This is a genomic window from Plantibacter sp. CFBP 8798 (assembly GCF_014841195.1).
Lineage (GTDB): Bacteria > Actinomycetota > Actinomycetes > Actinomycetales > Microbacteriaceae > Plantibacter > Plantibacter auratus.
In genome coordinates this window covers 269,259-283,654 of the sequence record NZ_JACYTS010000001.1, presented here as the reverse complement: position 1 = coordinate 283,654, position 14,396 = coordinate 269,259, and the positions used below count along the sequence as shown (strand labels likewise).

Genomic DNA, 14,396 nt, shown 5'->3' with positions numbered 1-14,396 from the left:
CCGGCGGCTAGGAACCGAGCGTCGTGCTCGGATACTCGCCGAAGCGGTTGGTGTACGAGGCGGAGAACCGCCCGAGGTGCGCGAACCCCCACCGGCTGGCGACCTCCGCGACCGTGGCCAGCCCGGGGTCGGCCTTCTGCAGTTCCTCTTGCACCCGGTCGAGCCTGACCCGTCGCAGGTAGTCGATCGCGGTGATGTCGTGCTCCCGACGGAACGCGCTCTGGAGGCTGCGCTGGCTCATGCCGACCGCTTCGGCAACGTCCTCCGTGCGGATCGGGAGGTGCGCGTTGGCGATCATGAACTCGATGGCCGCGCGGGTCTTCCCGGCGTCCGGCAGGCCGATCTCCACCGGCGCGTGCAGGGCCGTGTGCGGGAACGTCTCGAGGAGCGCGATCGCCGCCGACCGGTTCGCCTCGGCGCGGAGGACGGCCGGACTGGTGTCGTCGTAGATGACCCTGGCGACGGATGTCACCGAAGCGGCCCACCGGCGGAGCTGCTCACCGGTCGGTCGGGCTGTCGTGTCGAAGAGGATCGGGCCGCTCGTACCCTCCACCTCGCCGGCCACCCGCTCGAGGAACGTCCCGTCGAAGTGCATGAGGTTCTGCCGGTAGTCCGTGAAGTCGAACTCGGCGAGCCGGTTGTTCGCGAACATCGCCGGCTGCCCGTGCACGAGCTGCACCGGCGCGCCGGCGAGATCGGTGGCCCCACTGCCCGCCGTCAGCCAGGAGACGATGTATTCGCCTTCCGTGAGCACCGTCCCGGTGACGCGTCCGGTGAACTGGGTGGCGCGCAGGGTCAGCTCGTCGTCGCCGATCGCGGTGTACCGGAAGGTGAACGCCGATTCGGTGGGTTCGATGATCATCGAGCCGGCGTTGTACGCGCCGGCGAACAGATCGCGAGCCTCATCGACGTCGCGGCCTGCGACCTCGGACCGCTCCGCGGGTCCCGTCTCTTCGCTCATCGCTCATAGAATCTCACGGCGGAGCCCGGCTGTCATCCCGTAGCGGGTCGTTTCCGGCCCGAGCAGACCACTCGATGTCAGGCGGTCCCTTGCAGGAAGCCGTGTTCCGCACCCAGGACCTCGGTGAGCGCGGACGACGCCATGCGGGCGAACCGCGGGAGGACCGTGGTCTCGTGGACGGCGGTCGGGCGCTCGGACCAGACGGTCACCACGATGAGGCCGCCTTCGGCACGGAGCGACCAGGCGACGATGTGATTCGCCGGAACCCGGACGGTGTCGCCGTCGACGTCGAGGCTGAGGGACGTCCGACTGAGGGACAGCCCGCCCTCCGCGTCCAAGCTGGCGTGCGAGGTCTGGAACACGATGTCCGTGCGGTCGAGGGAACGACGGGAGGCGCGTGCGTCGTCCAGGTCGAGGAAGTCGGGCGCGCCCTGGAGTCCGGTGGTCACGGTGGCACCCCCAACTGGTGTTTCAGAGACGTCCGACGGCCGGAGCGCGTCGAGACGATGGTCGGTCAGTTGTCGCCGACCGTTCGGATCTACGCTGCGGACTCGACGCGCTTCGCGGCGCCGGCTGCCGGCTCGGGGACGACGCGCATGCCCTTGGCACTGTTGGCCTGCTCGAGGAGCGCGGCCAACCACTCACGGTTGAGCTCGGGGGCACGGCTGCCGTAGAACGAGAACTGGAGGGGGATCATCGGGTTCAGCCAGAGCGACTGACGTCCGGTCCCGCGGCCGGGAACGGCTTCGAGGTGGAAGGCGAAGCTCTCGTTGCGGCGGAACTTCGTGAAGATGACCGTCTGCAGGTGTGCGAGCAGTCGGTCTTCGATCTCGTGCGGGGTCGGAGGGGTTCCGTAGAGGAGGTTTCCCATGAGGCGCGCCATCCGTTCTGTTTCGGTGCCGGGCTGGTTCCCGGCGCCGTTGCTAACGCTAGATCTTCTAGCAATCCCCCGCTCTGACCTATCCGAAATGCGTCGGGTATTGCTCGGAACCGGGTCGGCGTTCAGGCTGCACTCAGCTGCCGAAGGCCCATGCCTCGCGGTCTCCGCGCAGTCTGGCGGCGAGCGCCGTCGCCTGTTCGTCGGTCAGCGAGGCGACGTAGTCGAGGATGCCACGCGCCCGACCGAGGCGCCCCAGGGCGCGTGGGTCGCTCTGTGGGCGGCCACTGTCGGACTCGGGGTCTGCCGGGAGCCAGTCGGGGTTGTCCGCCCGGAGTCGGAAGTAGCCGTCGGTGGCGAGTTCGACGAAGTCGAGGAGCTTCTGCGGCGCACGCGGGCCGTCGCGGGGGTCGTCGAGCCAGCTGTCCAGTTCGGTGACGAGCACGTCGAGCACCCGGGACTGGCCTCGCTGGTAGGTGGCGAAGTCCGGCCGGTCGATGACGAACCGGGTGTGGACGAACTTCAGCACCGTGACGTCGTGCCAGGCCTCGGGCAGGAGTGACACGTGCCCGGAGCGCACGTTCGGCTCCTCGACGACGAGGACGGAGCGCTGGAGCCGACCGATCCAGGACGACACGAACGACTCGATGGCGCGTTCGGTTCGGCTCGAGCCGTCGAAGGGGACGGCGAGAAGTCCTTCGACGAGCTCGGTCGCGACCCGCTGGACCGACGCCCGGAAGTGCTCATCGCTGGCGATCCACGGGTCGCGTGAGACGATCCGCCGGCGCAACAGCTCGAGCGAGTGGCCGGGTGCGCGGTTCCAGAGTTCGTCGGCGTCGAGCGCGGCGAGGGTGTGCTGGTCGCGGAGGAAGGTGCGGAACTCGACCGCCACCGCCGCCTGCTGCAGGACGCCGGCGCGGTAGAAGTCGTCGAGGTCGTGCAGCGAGTAGGCGATGTCGTCGGCGACGTCCATCACGGAGCACTCGACGGTCTGCTGCCAGGGCGCGATCGCGGTGAACGCGCTGCGGGCGTCGAGCATGTCGTCGAGATCGAGGGTGTACGCGGAGAACTTCGGCGGCGCGGTCTCCCAGCGGCTGGCGGTTGACCCGCGAGGCATGCGGGTGGGGTCTGCCGGGTCGAGGTCGGGGCGGTGGATGGTGCGGCCCCAGGGGTACTTGAGCACTGCGGCGCGGGAAGCGGCCGTGAGGTTGAGGCCCTCCTTCACCGTCTCGCACACGTCGAGTGCGGAGAGGATGCGGAACGACTGCGCGTTGCCCTCGAAGCCCTCCGCGAGGCCGAGCCGCTCACGTGCCAGGCGGTCGAGGACCTGCTCACCGAGGTGGCCGAACGGTGGGTGGCCGAGGTCGTGGGCGGAGGCGGCGGCCTGCACCACGACCGGGTCGCAGCCGCCGAGTCGCTCGACGATGGCGTTCTGCTCGGGATCGGTCGTGGTGAGCTGCATGGCGATCGCGCGCGCGACAGCGGTCACCTTGATCGAGTGCGTGAGGCGGTTGTGGACGACCTGACCGACGCCGGAGGGCGAGACGACCTGCGTCACGGCGGACAACCGCGCGAAGTAGGGGGAGAACCGGATGCGCTCGAGGTCGACGCGGTACTCGGGGTACTCCTCGCCGGTCGCGAACCGGTCCACCGGCTCGGGGATGAGTCGCCGTCGCCGCTGGTCGTCGTCCATCCCCTCACTGTATTGCGCGGCGGGTGGGAGACTGCAGGGATGCATCCGATCGATCGACTCCGAGCCGAGGTCGCCGCGCACGAGTCGAACGCTTGGGCCCACGAGCTCGGCTGGAAACCGCTCTTCGTCGCCTCTCCGGAGGCCCGCGTGCTCATCATCAGTCAGGCGCCTGGTCGTCTGGCGCAGGAGTCGGGCATCCCGTGGAACGACCCGAGCGGCGTCCTCCTCCGCTCCTGGATGGGTGTGACGCCCGAGGAGTTCTACGACCCGGCGAACGTCGCGATCATCCCGATGGACTTCTACTTCCCGGGCAAGGGGGCGAGCGGCGACCTGCCGCCGCGCCGCGACTTCGCGCCGCGCTGGCATCCACGCCTGCTCGAGCAGCTGACCGAGGTGCGCCTGACGATCCTCATCGGCGCCTACGCCCAGCGCGCCTACCTCGGACCGCGGGCCGGTCGCACCCTGACGGAGAACGTCCGCGCCGCGGAGACCCACCTCCCGCTCTTCCCGATCGTGCACCCGTCGCCGCTCGCGCGCGGCTGGCGCAGCAAGAACCCCTGGTTCCAGGAGGAGACGGTTCCCCTGCTGGCCGCGCGGGTGCGGGCGGCGCTCACGACGTGACGAATAGGCTGATGAGGATGCCGGCACGCCGGCGTCTGATCGAAGGGACGGGGGGCACGTCGTGAGCGATGAACCGAGCGCTGGCGACGGACTGCGGCCGCCGGCCGAACCGCTGTCAGGGCCGAGCTCAGCCAGGGAGCCTGCCGCGTCGGCCGCTGGATCCGTGTCAGCCGCCGACCCTGGAGCAGCCGACCAGGACGGACCGGTCACCGGACGAGCGTCCGGCGTCGGCATCACGCTGCTCCTGTTCGGGCTGCTGGTGGTGAGCTGGCTCGTCCAGCTGTCCTTCGCCCTGCAGGGCGGGTTCGGGCCACCCGAGGACCGGCTGAGCGACGGCGGCTTGCTCGGCGGGTTCATGCTCGGCGCCGCGATCGCGATCGGTTCGCCCATCGTCGTGCTCATCCTGCAGGCGCGGGTCCACAAGCGGACGCCTCGGCACTCGATCGTCGCCGTCATCGGCGCAGTCGTCGTGCTCATCATCGCCGTGCCGATCAACGCCGTGGTGGTGGGCCTCCAGGCCGTGAGCGTCGTCAGCGGCAGCTAGGCGCTCGTCGCCGCGGATATGGGAGCGCATTCGCGGGGGGGGGTGAGGTAGACGAGGCCTCTATTCGGGGACTTCCCAGAGTTCGATCGGGAGTCCCTCGGGGTCGTGGATGCGGACGAATCGGCCGTATTCCGTCTCCCACTCAGTTCGACGCTCGACGGCGATCCCGGCTCCCTCGAGATGCGCCGTCAGGGCGTCCAAGTCGCTCACGCGAAGGTTGAGCATGAAGGGCTGGTCGTGAGCGAACGACTCGCTCGTCCCCGCAACAGGCGCGAAGACGGTCATGCCGGCCTCCTGCATCCAGACGGCGTCTTCGCCCTCTGCGCCGGCTTCGATGCCGAGATGCTCGCGGTACCACGCCGCGCGCGCCGACGGGTCATGACTGCGGAAGAACAACCCGCCGATGCCGAGAACGCCCATGGGGTGAGCTTATCGACGCGAGGAACTCCGCGACCCCGACGCAGATTCGAGATCGGTGCTGCGGGACATCAGGACATACGGTGCACGTCCGCTGTCGTCCGTGATGGTCGATCGCGGCTCGAACCAAGTGATACCCGGAATCGTCTACGGGCGAGCATGTTGATCTCCGCTCAGCGGCATAGGGTTTGACGACCATGAGCCACTTCTCCGTTATTCCCGCGTCGTATGTCTTCCTGCGCCGCGATCGATCAGTCCTGCTGCAGCGACGGCAGAACACCGGTTACATGGACGATTGTTGGTCAGCGGGTGCCGCCGGTCATGTGGAGCTTGGTGAAACTGCGGCGTCTGCCGCAATCCGCGAGGCGACAGAAGAACTTGGCGTCCAGGTGGCACCTGAGGCGCTATCAGCCGTGGCTGTCATGCAGAGAACCGATGGCACAGCGAACCCGATGGAACAGCGCGTCGACTGGTTCTTCGTCTGCGACGTCTGGGGTGGCGAACCACTGATCCGAGAACCAACCAAGTGCGCAGAACTGTCGTGGTTTCGCCTCGACAATCTACCGCTCAACCTGCCCGCTCACGAGCGGCTCGCACTGGACACCCTGCGCGAGGGGCGCAGATCAGCGGTCCTCACGTTCGGGTTCTGACCACCCGCAGCGAGACTGTCCGGCCTTCCACCTGTTGCATCACATGTTGCATCACATGTTGACCTGATCCTCCGTGGACACACGAACCCCCAGATCGATTCTGGGTGGCGCGTGACCAGTTGAGACCACCATCGTTTCCGGGCCACTTCCATCACGTACGCGCGCACCCTCTCGACACAAGCTGCGGCGGGCCGATCTTTCCCCGCTCGATCCCTGCGACGATCGATGAGTGAGCGAAGAGACGAAACCGAAGTGGGCAAACCCTGAGCCGGCGATCCATCACGCGATCGCGCTGTGGGCGGCGAACTGCGCGGAGCGAGCTCTACCGATCTTCGAACAACAGCGCCCCGGTGACGATCGACCACGCGCAGCGATCGCGGCGCTCCGCACCTGGGAGCGCGGCGAGCTTCCGATGACGGCGTGCCGCACCGCTGCGTTCGCAGCACATGCGGCCGCACGCGATGCGACCGAGACAGGAGCATTCGCCGCCGTCGCCGCTGCTCGTGCAGCCGGTCAGGCATGCGCGGTAGCCCACATGTTCGACCACGCTCCGCACGCTGCGACCTACGCCGCGAAAGCCGTGGGCCTCAACGGAGACGATCAGGCCGCTCAGGAAGCTGAGCGTGCCTGGCAGTGGGAGAACCTGGCACCCGAGCTGCGCCCGATCGGCTTCCCCAAGGCTCGGTGACCGACCCCGTCGCCGGGAAGGCATCCGAAGGCCGCGACAGCGAAGAGGCCGTTGTCGCATCGAGCCCGAGCAGCTCGCCGCGAGTCGCTCTTACAGACCGGCGATTTCAGCCGATCGCACGACGAAGTACACGAGGATGGCGACGAATGCCACGACGAGGACGGCGGCGGTCCAGAACATCACGATGCGAAGCCGTCGTATCTGTGGAGATTCGCCGGGTCGATTCCAGGGTGCGCGAGCCATGGAGCAACCATAGCGGGGGGCGGCCCACGCTGAGCAAGCCGCCGCTCAGGTGCCGAGCTCTCGAGTCGCATCGGGAACGGCCGAGGCCGACGCGACGGCCTGAACCACCGCGGCGAGGGTCGCGCAGGCCTGAGCTGTCGAGAGGCCCCCGGACAGGATGCTTCGGGCGAGGGCGTCCCCGGCGCCGGGGATGGCACTCAACGGCGCCGCGTCGATTGCGCCCGTCCATGGTTCCAGCGCCTCGCGGCAGATCTCGAGATACGCCAGCTCCGCTTCGGATCGGAGGGCATTCAACGTCGTCGATCCGCGAAGTGCGGACACGACGGCTGCAAGCTCCATCCCTTCCGCGATGCAGCAGCCGATGTAGGCCTCGGCGACCAGGTCAGCGACGGCGGTGAGATCCTGCGGTGCACCCGCGAGCACCGCGACCAGGGCGTCTCGCTGATGGGATTCGAAGGCCCGGTAGACCTCGGACAGCAATCCCGACAGATCGCCGAAGTGGTCATAGGCCACGGGCTTCGTCACGCCGGCGTGCGCAGCCACCCGCGCCAGCGTGACGTCCGCGAGGTCATGCGTGCGGAGGAGGTCGTGGAACGCATCGAGCAACTGCGCGTGGCGCGCGTCCCACGAGAGGCGACGTCTCGGCCCAGAGCTGAAGCTATCGTCCGCGGTGTTGTCCATCCCTCAATCCTATCTACTATTAGTAAGTTACTATCGGTAGGTAATGGATCGAGAGGATCACCCATGACGTCACGAGACACCATCGCCGCCACCGAAGGTTCAACAGAGGAGGCTTCAATCGCATCCTCAACCCGCGTCTTCATCTTCGGGGTCACGGGCAGGGTCGGCCGACTCCTGGCGACCCGGCTCCGCGCCAGAGGTGTCATCGTCTCAGGCCTCACGAGGTCGTCGCTGCCGGACTCCGCCCTCGAAGCCGACGGAGTGAGGACCGTCTCCGGCGAGCTCGGGGTCGCCACCACGGAGGAGATCACGGCGATGATCTCGGACTGGGACGTCATCGTCTTCGCGGCGGGGTCGAACGCCGGAGCCCAGAGCGTGACGGACGACATCGACGACGCGGCTCTGCAGCGTGTGTCGGAAGCGATCGCTGCGTCACCGGGGAAGCGTCTCATCCTGCTGTCCGTCCTGCCGGAGGCCTGGCGCGAACGGCAGCTGAGTGACGACGAAGAACACTACTTCGCCGTCAAAAAGCGAGCGGAGGTCGCACTCACCCGCCAGCCGATCGACTGGGTCATCCTCCGCCCGTCCCTGCTGACCGACGATCCGGGCCAGGGAACGGTCGCCCTGGGGCCCGCCGAGCTCCACGACGAGATCACCCGCGAGGATGTGGCCGCCGTCCTCGAGGCACTCATCCTCGAGCCGACCATCAGCCGGCGAATCCTCGAACTGAACACCGGGCCGACCGCCATCACCGAGGCGGTCGGCCGCATCGCACGTGCCTACCAGGCGTAGGCCTCCGGGGCCTGGCCACCGGGGCCGGGGAAGAGCTCGTCGAGGGCGGTGAGGTCGTCGGCGCTCAGCTCGATGTCGACTGCTGCGACGGCGGACTCGAGCTGCTCGATCGTGCGCGGTCCGATGATCGGGCCGGTGACGCCGGGCTGATGCAGGAGCCACGCGAGACCGAGGGAGGCCGAGGTCCAGCCACGCTCGGCCGCGAAGCGGTCGTAGGCGTCGAGCTGGTCCTGCTGCTTGGCTCGGGCCTCGGTGATGCGGGACTCGCCCGATCGAGCGCGCTTGTCGGAGGAGCCGCCGCTCAGCAGCCCACCCGACAACGGCGACCAGGGCAGGATGCCGAGCCCGTAGTGCTGCGCGGCGGGGATGACCTCGAGTTCGATCGAGCGCTGCGCGAGGTTGTAGAGCGACTGCTCGCTGACGAGGCCGAGGAAGTGCCGTTGTGATGCGACCTCGTTCGCCTGCGCGATGTTCCACGCCGCGAAGTTCGAGCTACCGGTGTAGACGACCTCGCCGCGCGCGACGAGCACCTCCATCGCCTGCCACAGCTCCTGCCAGGAGATGTGCCGGTCGATGTGGTGGAACTGGTACAGGTCGATCCGGTCCGTCTGCAGGCGCTCGAGCGACGCGATCGCCTCACGACGGACCTGCCAGGCCGACGCGCCACGGGCGTTCACGACGTCCGAGCCATCGTCGTTCGGGGCGACCATGGGCGAGTGGACCTTCGTCGCCAGGACGATGTCGTCACGGACGCCGGGACGGGCTGCGAACCACCGGCCGATGATCTCCTCCGTCGCCCCACGACCGGCGCTGCCGCCGTAGGCGTTGGCGGTGTCGAAGAAGTTGACGCCGAGGTCGAACGCCCGGTCCATGATCGCGAACGAGTCCTCCTCGCTGGTCCGGTCGCCGAAGTTCATCGTGCCGAGCACGATCCGGGAGACCGCCGTCCCCGTGCGGCCGAGGTGCGTGTACTTCATCGTTGAGCCCTTCTCATCGTCGAACCGGGCCGCGATCCCGCGGCGCGTCGAGTGTGTCACGGAAGCCGTCCCCGGCACCCCCGGCTCGACAGGGCGGCCTCGACCGGCTACAGCCCGAGGCGATACCGTGGCCTGATGCTCAGCCTCACCGACGTCTGGCCGCTCTTCGGCCTGGAGATCCGCACGCCGAGACTCGTCCTGCGCCTCGTACGCGACGAGGACCTCCCCGGATTGATCGAAGCCGCCCTCGCCGGCGTCCACGATCCCGCCGTCATGCCGTTCTCCACGCCGTGGACCGACCAGCCGCGCGAACAACTCATCCGCGAGACCGCGCGGCACCTCTGGACCCAGCGTGCAGGCGCGACGCCGTCGTCCTGGACGCTCAACCTCGCGATCCTCCTGGACGGGAAGCCGATCGGTCTGCAGGACATCGGCGCCCGCGACTTCGCCGTCACCCGGACGGTCGGGAGCGGTTCATGGTTGACGCAGGCACAGCAGGGCAAGGAGCTCGGCATCGAGATGCGGGCGGGCATGCTGCAATTCGCGTTCGACCACCTCGACGCGCAGGTCGCGGTGTCGGACGCGGCCGTCTGGAACGGCGCATCGCTGGGCGTCTCGCGACGACTCGGCTATCGGGACAACGGCCTCCAACGCTTCATCGGCCGACCGGGCGAACTTGTCGAGTCGCAGGGCCTCCGACTGCACCGCGATGAGTTCGTGCGACCCGACTGGACCGCCGAGGTCACCGGCCTCGATGCTGCACGACCGATGCTCCTCGGTGAGGCGTGACCCCGGCGGAGGACGGACGCCCGACGTCACCGTGACGGCGTGAGCACGGGCTCCGTCGGGAGCATCAGGGTCGCCACGGTCGAGCCGGGAACGCCGGCACCAGCGGGAGAACTCCGCAGGGTCACGGAACCGCCGTGCGCGTCAGCGATCGCCCGCGCCGCCGGCAGGCCGAGCCCGACGCCCTGCACCGCCTGGTCCCGGGCGTAGTCGGCCCGGTAGAACTTGTCGAAGGCCTGACGGAGCTCGTCGGTGCTCATCCCGACGCCCGTGTCGCTGACGCTCACCTCGACGTGCCCGGCACCCGGCTCGACGACCACGTCGACCGTCCCATCGGCCGGCGTGAACTTCACGGCGTTGGCGACGAGCTCGGTGATCGCACGGTGGACCTGCTCGGGGTCCGCAGCGACGACCGCCGCCGCATCGGCGTGCAGTCGGACGACCGGACCGGAGACTCCCGCGGTCGCCGTCTCGATCGCACGCGCGGCGACGTCAGTGAGGTCGATACGGCTCGGCTCGATCTGGACCGTGGAGTCCGACGCGGCCAGCAGCTCCTGCACGCGCTGCTCGAGCGCGACCGCGTTGCGCTGGACCACCCGCAGGGCCGGAAGGAGACCGGGGGCGTCGACCTCGGCGTCGTCCATGATCAGTTCGAGGTAACCGTGGATGGAGGTGAGCGGTGTCCGCAGCTCGTGCGACACCGTCGTGAGGAACGCCTCACGGACGTTGATCGCGTTCGCGAGTTCGGTGACGTCGTGCGCCACGATGACCGTCCCCAGGTGCGTGTCGCCGTTCCGGACCACCCGGGTGGAACTCGCCAGGATCGCCCGCTGGCGGCCGGCCTCCCCCACCCATTCGAGGTGGTTCGACAGCAGCTCACCGCGGAGCGCTCTCGGGATGATCTGCTCGTCGAACGGGATGGGCGTCCGCCGGTCGGCCTGGAGGACGTGCGGACCGGCGTACGGCGGGGTGTCCAGCCGGAACCCGACGGCGCTGACCATGTCGACGGCGTGCGCGTTGGCCAGACGCAGGGTGCCGTCGGCGGTGTAGAAGGCGACGCCGGCGTCGACCGTCTCGAGGATCGACTCGGCGAGCGCCTCAGCATCGAGGGCCCTCGCGAGCGAGACTTCGAGCTCCGCCGCCTGCTCCCGGATCGCCCGCTGGCCCCGTCGCAACTGGCGGGCGCCGATGTTGACCGCGACCGCGATACCGATCGTGAGCAACGGCAGCAGGGCCACGTTCAGCCAGTCCACGGCGCTGGTCGGCGTGCGCGCACGGAGCAGGTAGGGGGCACTGCTGATGAACAGGGTCCCCACGACAGCCAGGATGATCATCCGCGGGGTGAAGCCGAACGCCAGCCAGAGGACGGGGAAGATGCAGAGCAGGCTCGCCCCCGGGGCCACACTGATGAGCTCCATGCGGACGCAGGCGACGGCCAGCAGGTCGAGGACGGCGATCGCGGCCATGGCTGACGTCGGCCAGCGCTCCCACGGGAGGACCGCGGCGAGGACGGTGCTGACCACCGCGATCGCCGTGCCCCCGAGCACGGCGAGGGTGAAGAACCGCTCCGGCAGGACGACCGCCACGAGGATCGCGACGATGGCGAAGGCGATCGCGAACGGCAACTGGGCGCGGGCGAAGACCCGCAGGCGGCCGTGTCGCGAGGCTTCGGGTTCCAACAGCGGCACGATCGCCCACTCTCTCCAGCGCTGGCCGAGGGGTCGTCGGCCGGATTCCACGTCGATCAGCTGATCGATCGTCAATCTAGCCGATCAGCGCGCGATCGTCCGTCGGCGAGCTGCTTGAGAGCGCAGCGAGCGGCGATTCGCGTTAATCGGACGATCGAGCGGCGGAGATCAAGCCCTCGCGAGCCGTGGATCGGCGTTCGGCGCAGGCTCCGGTGCGGACGGCCGGCGGTCCAGATGGATCCCGGCGATCATGCAGCGGACGGAGCCCCCGGCGAGCTCGATGGTCGGGACGTCCAGTGGCAGGATCCGGCAGCTGCGCTCGATGACCGCCAACTGGTCCGACCGCAGGCTCTGGACGGCGCGACTCGAGATCGCGAGGAGGCGCTCCCCCGCCGCCGACCGCAACTCGATCGCGTTGCCGGCGAAGTCGCAGACCTGCTCGTAACTGAGGTCCACGATGTCGCGTCCATGCGCGGTCAGGCGCTCCACCACCTGCTCGCGGCGCACCGGTGAGGCGATGAGGTCGAGGCCGACGAGGGCGAACTCGGTCGCCACGCCCATCATGACGTTGGTGTGGTAGATCGGGACCCCGTGCGGGTCGACCGCGTCGAAGACGAGCGGCTCGTAACCGAAGTTGGTGCAGAACCGCTCGAGGGCGATCGGGTCGGCCCGGTGGGATCGCGCGACGAACGCCACCCGTGCCGCGTGGTCGAGCACCATCGCACCGGTGCCCTCGAGGAACACGTCGTCGAGCTCCAGCCCCGAGTAGTCGATGACGTCCTGCACGCGGTACTCGCGCTTCAGCATCTCGACGATGTCCCAGCGACGCTCGCGCCGGCGGTTCACCGCATACATCGGGTAGACCGCCAGGTGCCCGCCCGCATGAGTGGACAGCCAGTTGTTGGGGAAGACGCTGTCGGGGCGGTCCGGGTCCTCGTCGTCGAACAGGTGGACGCGGACGCCCGCCGCATCGAGCGCCTGCGCCACGGCGGTGACCTCGTCGAACGCCGCGTGAGCCACCCCGGCCACGGACGCCGACGGGACGCCGTCCGCGACCTGGAACACGTTGTCGGCCGCGGTCAGCGGGTTCGGCGTGAACCGGTGCGGCCGGATGAGCACCACTGCCGACGGCGCCTGGACGGACATGTCGGACTCAGCCGACGGGAGAGAGCGCGCCGACGAGTCCGAAGAGGTCCTTCGGGTCGTCGGGGGCCGCGACGAGGTCGATCTCCTCGAAGTACTCGCTGCCGTCGACGGAGTCGCGGAGGAAGCGCAGCGCCGTGAAGTCCTCGATGGCGAAGCCGACGGAGTCGAAGAGCGTGATCTGCTCCCGCGAGCTGCGGCCGGGGACGGCACCCGTGAGGACCTGCCAGAACTCGATCACCGGGAAGTCGGGAGCCATCTGCTGGATCTCGCCCTCGATGCGGGTCTGCGGCGGGAATTCGACGAAGACGTCGGCGCGATCGAGGATCGACGCCTCGAGTTCCGTCTTGCCGGGGCAGTCGCCACCGATGGCGTTCAGGTGCATGCCGGGCTCGACCAGGTCGTTCGTGAGCACGGTCGCGAGCGCCTTATCGGCCGTGCAGGTCGTGACGACGTCCGCGCCCGCCACGGCGTCGGCGGCACTCGTCCCGATGACGACCTCGAATCCGAGCGGCTCCAGGTTGCGCGCGAACTTGTCCATCGCGAGCGGGTCGACGTCCCAGATCCGGACGGTGTTGATCCCGAGGGCGGCCCGCATGCCGAGGGCCTGGAACTCGGCCTGGCTGCCCGCGCCGATGAGGGCGTGGACGCTCGAGTCGGGACGGGCGAGGTGCTTGGCGACCATGCCCGAGGTCGCGGCGGTCCGGAGGGCCGTGAGGAGCGTCATCTCAGCGAGGAAGGTGGGGTAGCCGTTGTGCACGTCGGCGAGGACACCGAAGGCGGTCACTGTCTGGTAGCCGCGTGCCGGGTTGGAGGGATGGCCGTTCACGTACTTGAAGGCGTAGGTCTCGTGGTCGCTCGTCGGCATGAGCTCGATGACGCCGAAGGGCGTGTGACTCGCGACGCGCGGGCTCTTGTCGAACGACGGCCAGCGGCGGAAGTCGGCCTCGAGGTAGTCGATCATGCCGGCGATGATGCGCTCGGGACCTCGGTCGGCCGTCCAACGGATCATGTTGCGGACATCGACGAAACGCGTCATGACGTTCCCTCCAGACGGGTCGGGGTGTGAGAGCCACCGTGCGCGGATCGCACCCGGTGCTTCGAGCCTAGGTTTCGACGATCTGCACTTTCCATTCCAGAGATGCGCGACTTGTGCACAGGTTATGCACAATGTGAGTAACTGCGTTGTACATTATGTGCATGGCTGCACTGGACGATCTGGACCGGAGGCTGTTGGCTGCGCTCCGAGCCGACGGCCGGGCATCGGTCGCGAGCCTCGCGCGGTCGCTCGACGTCACCCGGGCCACGGTCACCAGCCGCCTGGAGCGCCTCGTCTCCTCGGGCACCGTCGTCGGGTTCTCGGTCCGGGTGCGCGACGAACTGGACCCGGGGACCATTCGCGCGATCGCCTTCATCGAGGTCGAGGGCCGCTCCACGGACCACGTCATCCGCCAACTGCGCGGCTTCCCCGAGATCAGCGCACTCCACACCACCAACGGCGGGTGGGACCTGGTCGCGGAACTCCGCACCGAGACCCTCACCGACTTCGACCGCGTGCTCGGCGGCATCCGGCGCATCGAGGGCGTCGTCAACAGCGAGACGAGCCTCCTGCTGAGTTCCGTTCTCCGCTGACGA

At 68.7% G+C, this 14,396-nt stretch carries 17 protein-coding genes; 7 read left to right on the top strand and 10 right to left on the bottom strand.

What is annotated here, in order from left to right:
* Positions 1-7: 7 nt before the first annotated feature.
* The 4 genes from IFU30_RS01360 to IFU30_RS01345 all read right to left on the bottom strand — a co-directional run bounded on the left by IFU30_RS01360 (position 8) and on the right by IFU30_RS01345 (position 3,531).
* Positions 8-961, bottom strand: a complete 954-nt coding sequence (locus IFU30_RS01360) for a helix-turn-helix transcriptional regulator (protein ID WP_192004049.1) — start codon at positions 959-961, stop codon at positions 8-10.
* 77 nt (positions 962-1,038) lie between these two features.
* Entirely contained in the window at positions 1,039-1,410 is a 372-nt protein-coding gene (locus IFU30_RS01355; protein WP_192004048.1) for a hypothetical protein, read from the bottom strand.
* An 89-nt stretch (positions 1,411-1,499) separates the two neighbouring features.
* Positions 1,500-1,832: a DUF7882 family protein gene (locus IFU30_RS01350; RefSeq protein WP_079706140.1), complete on the bottom strand. Its 333-nt coding sequence runs from the start codon at positions 1,830-1,832 to the stop codon at positions 1,500-1,502.
* 142 nt (positions 1,833-1,974) lie between these two features.
* Positions 1,975-3,531: a deoxyguanosinetriphosphate triphosphohydrolase family protein gene (locus IFU30_RS01345; RefSeq protein WP_124767894.1), complete on the bottom strand. Its 1,557-nt coding sequence runs from the start codon at positions 3,529-3,531 to the stop codon at positions 1,975-1,977.
* 39 nt (positions 3,532-3,570) lie between these two features.
* Here IFU30_RS01345 and IFU30_RS01340 point away from each other — a divergent pair, with 39 nt between their 5' ends.
* Together IFU30_RS01340 and IFU30_RS01335 are read left to right on the top strand one after the other, a co-directional pair.
* Positions 3,571-4,152, top strand: a complete 582-nt coding sequence (locus IFU30_RS01340; RefSeq protein WP_124767893.1) for a uracil-DNA glycosylase family protein — start codon at positions 3,571-3,573, stop codon at positions 4,150-4,152.
* Between the two features lie 163 nt (positions 4,153-4,315).
* Entirely contained in the window at positions 4,316-4,696 is a 381-nt protein-coding gene (locus tag IFU30_RS01335; protein WP_124767892.1) for a hypothetical protein, read from the top strand.
* Positions 4,697-4,756: 60 nt separating this feature from the next.
* Here the strand turns inward: IFU30_RS01335 and IFU30_RS01330 are convergent, their stop codons facing one another.
* Entirely contained in the window at positions 4,757-5,116 is a 360-nt protein-coding gene (locus IFU30_RS01330) for a VOC family protein (protein WP_124767891.1), read from the bottom strand.
* A gap of 194 nt (positions 5,117-5,310) precedes the next feature.
* Here IFU30_RS01330 and IFU30_RS01325 point away from each other — a divergent pair, with 194 nt between their 5' ends.
* Together IFU30_RS01325 and IFU30_RS01320 are read left to right on the top strand one after the other, a co-directional pair.
* On the top strand, positions 5,311-5,763 hold the full coding sequence (locus tag IFU30_RS01325; protein WP_192004047.1) for an NUDIX hydrolase: 453 nt from the start codon (positions 5,311-5,313) through the stop codon (positions 5,761-5,763).
* Between the two features lie 229 nt (positions 5,764-5,992).
* On the top strand, positions 5,993-6,451 hold the full coding sequence (locus tag IFU30_RS01320; protein WP_192004046.1) for a putative immunity protein: 459 nt from the start codon (positions 5,993-5,995) through the stop codon (positions 6,449-6,451).
* Positions 6,452-6,739: 288 nt separating this feature from the next.
* On the opposite strand, the gene IFU30_RS01315 is transcribed toward IFU30_RS01320, so the two are convergent.
* On the bottom strand, positions 6,740-7,375 hold the full coding sequence (locus IFU30_RS01315) for a TetR/AcrR family transcriptional regulator (RefSeq protein WP_197977351.1): 636 nt from the start codon (positions 7,373-7,375) through the stop codon (positions 6,740-6,742).
* Between the two features lie 63 nt (positions 7,376-7,438).
* Between IFU30_RS01315 and IFU30_RS01310 the strand changes: the two genes are divergently transcribed.
* Positions 7,439-8,167, top strand: coding sequence for an NAD(P)H-binding protein (locus tag IFU30_RS01310; protein WP_192004045.1), 729 nt, complete (start codon positions 7,439-7,441; stop codon positions 8,165-8,167).
* On the opposite strand, the gene IFU30_RS01305 is transcribed toward IFU30_RS01310, so the two are convergent.
* A complete protein-coding gene (locus IFU30_RS01305) occupies positions 8,155-9,144 on the bottom strand; it encodes an aldo/keto reductase (protein WP_124767888.1) in 990 nt (329 codons plus the stop codon). The genes IFU30_RS01310 and IFU30_RS01305 overlap by 13 nt on opposite strands.
* Positions 9,145-9,279: 135 nt before the next feature.
* Here IFU30_RS01305 and IFU30_RS01300 point away from each other — a divergent pair, with 135 nt between their 5' ends.
* A complete protein-coding gene (locus IFU30_RS01300; RefSeq protein WP_192004044.1) occupies positions 9,280-9,933 on the top strand; it encodes a GNAT family N-acetyltransferase in 654 nt (217 codons plus the stop codon).
* A gap of 26 nt (positions 9,934-9,959) precedes the next feature.
* Here IFU30_RS01300 and IFU30_RS01295 read toward each other — a convergent pair whose 3' ends face one another.
* From IFU30_RS01295 to IFU30_RS01285, 3 genes are all read right to left on the bottom strand, one after another.
* Positions 9,960-11,618 (bottom strand): ATP-binding protein, encoded by a 1,659-nt coding sequence (locus IFU30_RS01295; protein WP_192004043.1) that lies wholly within the window; start codon positions 11,616-11,618, stop codon positions 9,960-9,962.
* Positions 11,619-11,786: 168 nt separating this feature from the next.
* Complete coding sequence (gene ctlX, locus IFU30_RS01290; RefSeq protein WP_192004042.1) at positions 11,787-12,764, bottom strand: citrulline utilization hydrolase CtlX; 978 nt, start codon at positions 12,762-12,764, stop codon at positions 11,787-11,789.
* Positions 12,765-12,771: 7 nt separating this feature from the next.
* Positions 12,772-13,800 carry an ornithine cyclodeaminase gene (locus IFU30_RS01285; protein WP_124767884.1) on the bottom strand — a complete coding sequence of 343 codons (1,029 nt, stop codon included), beginning with the start codon at positions 13,798-13,800 and terminating at the stop codon, positions 12,772-12,774.
* 161 nt (positions 13,801-13,961) lie between these two features.
* Here IFU30_RS01285 and IFU30_RS01280 point away from each other — a divergent pair, with 161 nt between their 5' ends.
* Positions 13,962-14,393: an Lrp/AsnC family transcriptional regulator gene (locus IFU30_RS01280; protein WP_079704383.1), complete on the top strand. Its 432-nt coding sequence runs from the start codon at positions 13,962-13,964 to the stop codon at positions 14,391-14,393.
* The last annotated feature ends 3 nt before the right edge of the window (positions 14,394-14,396 follow it).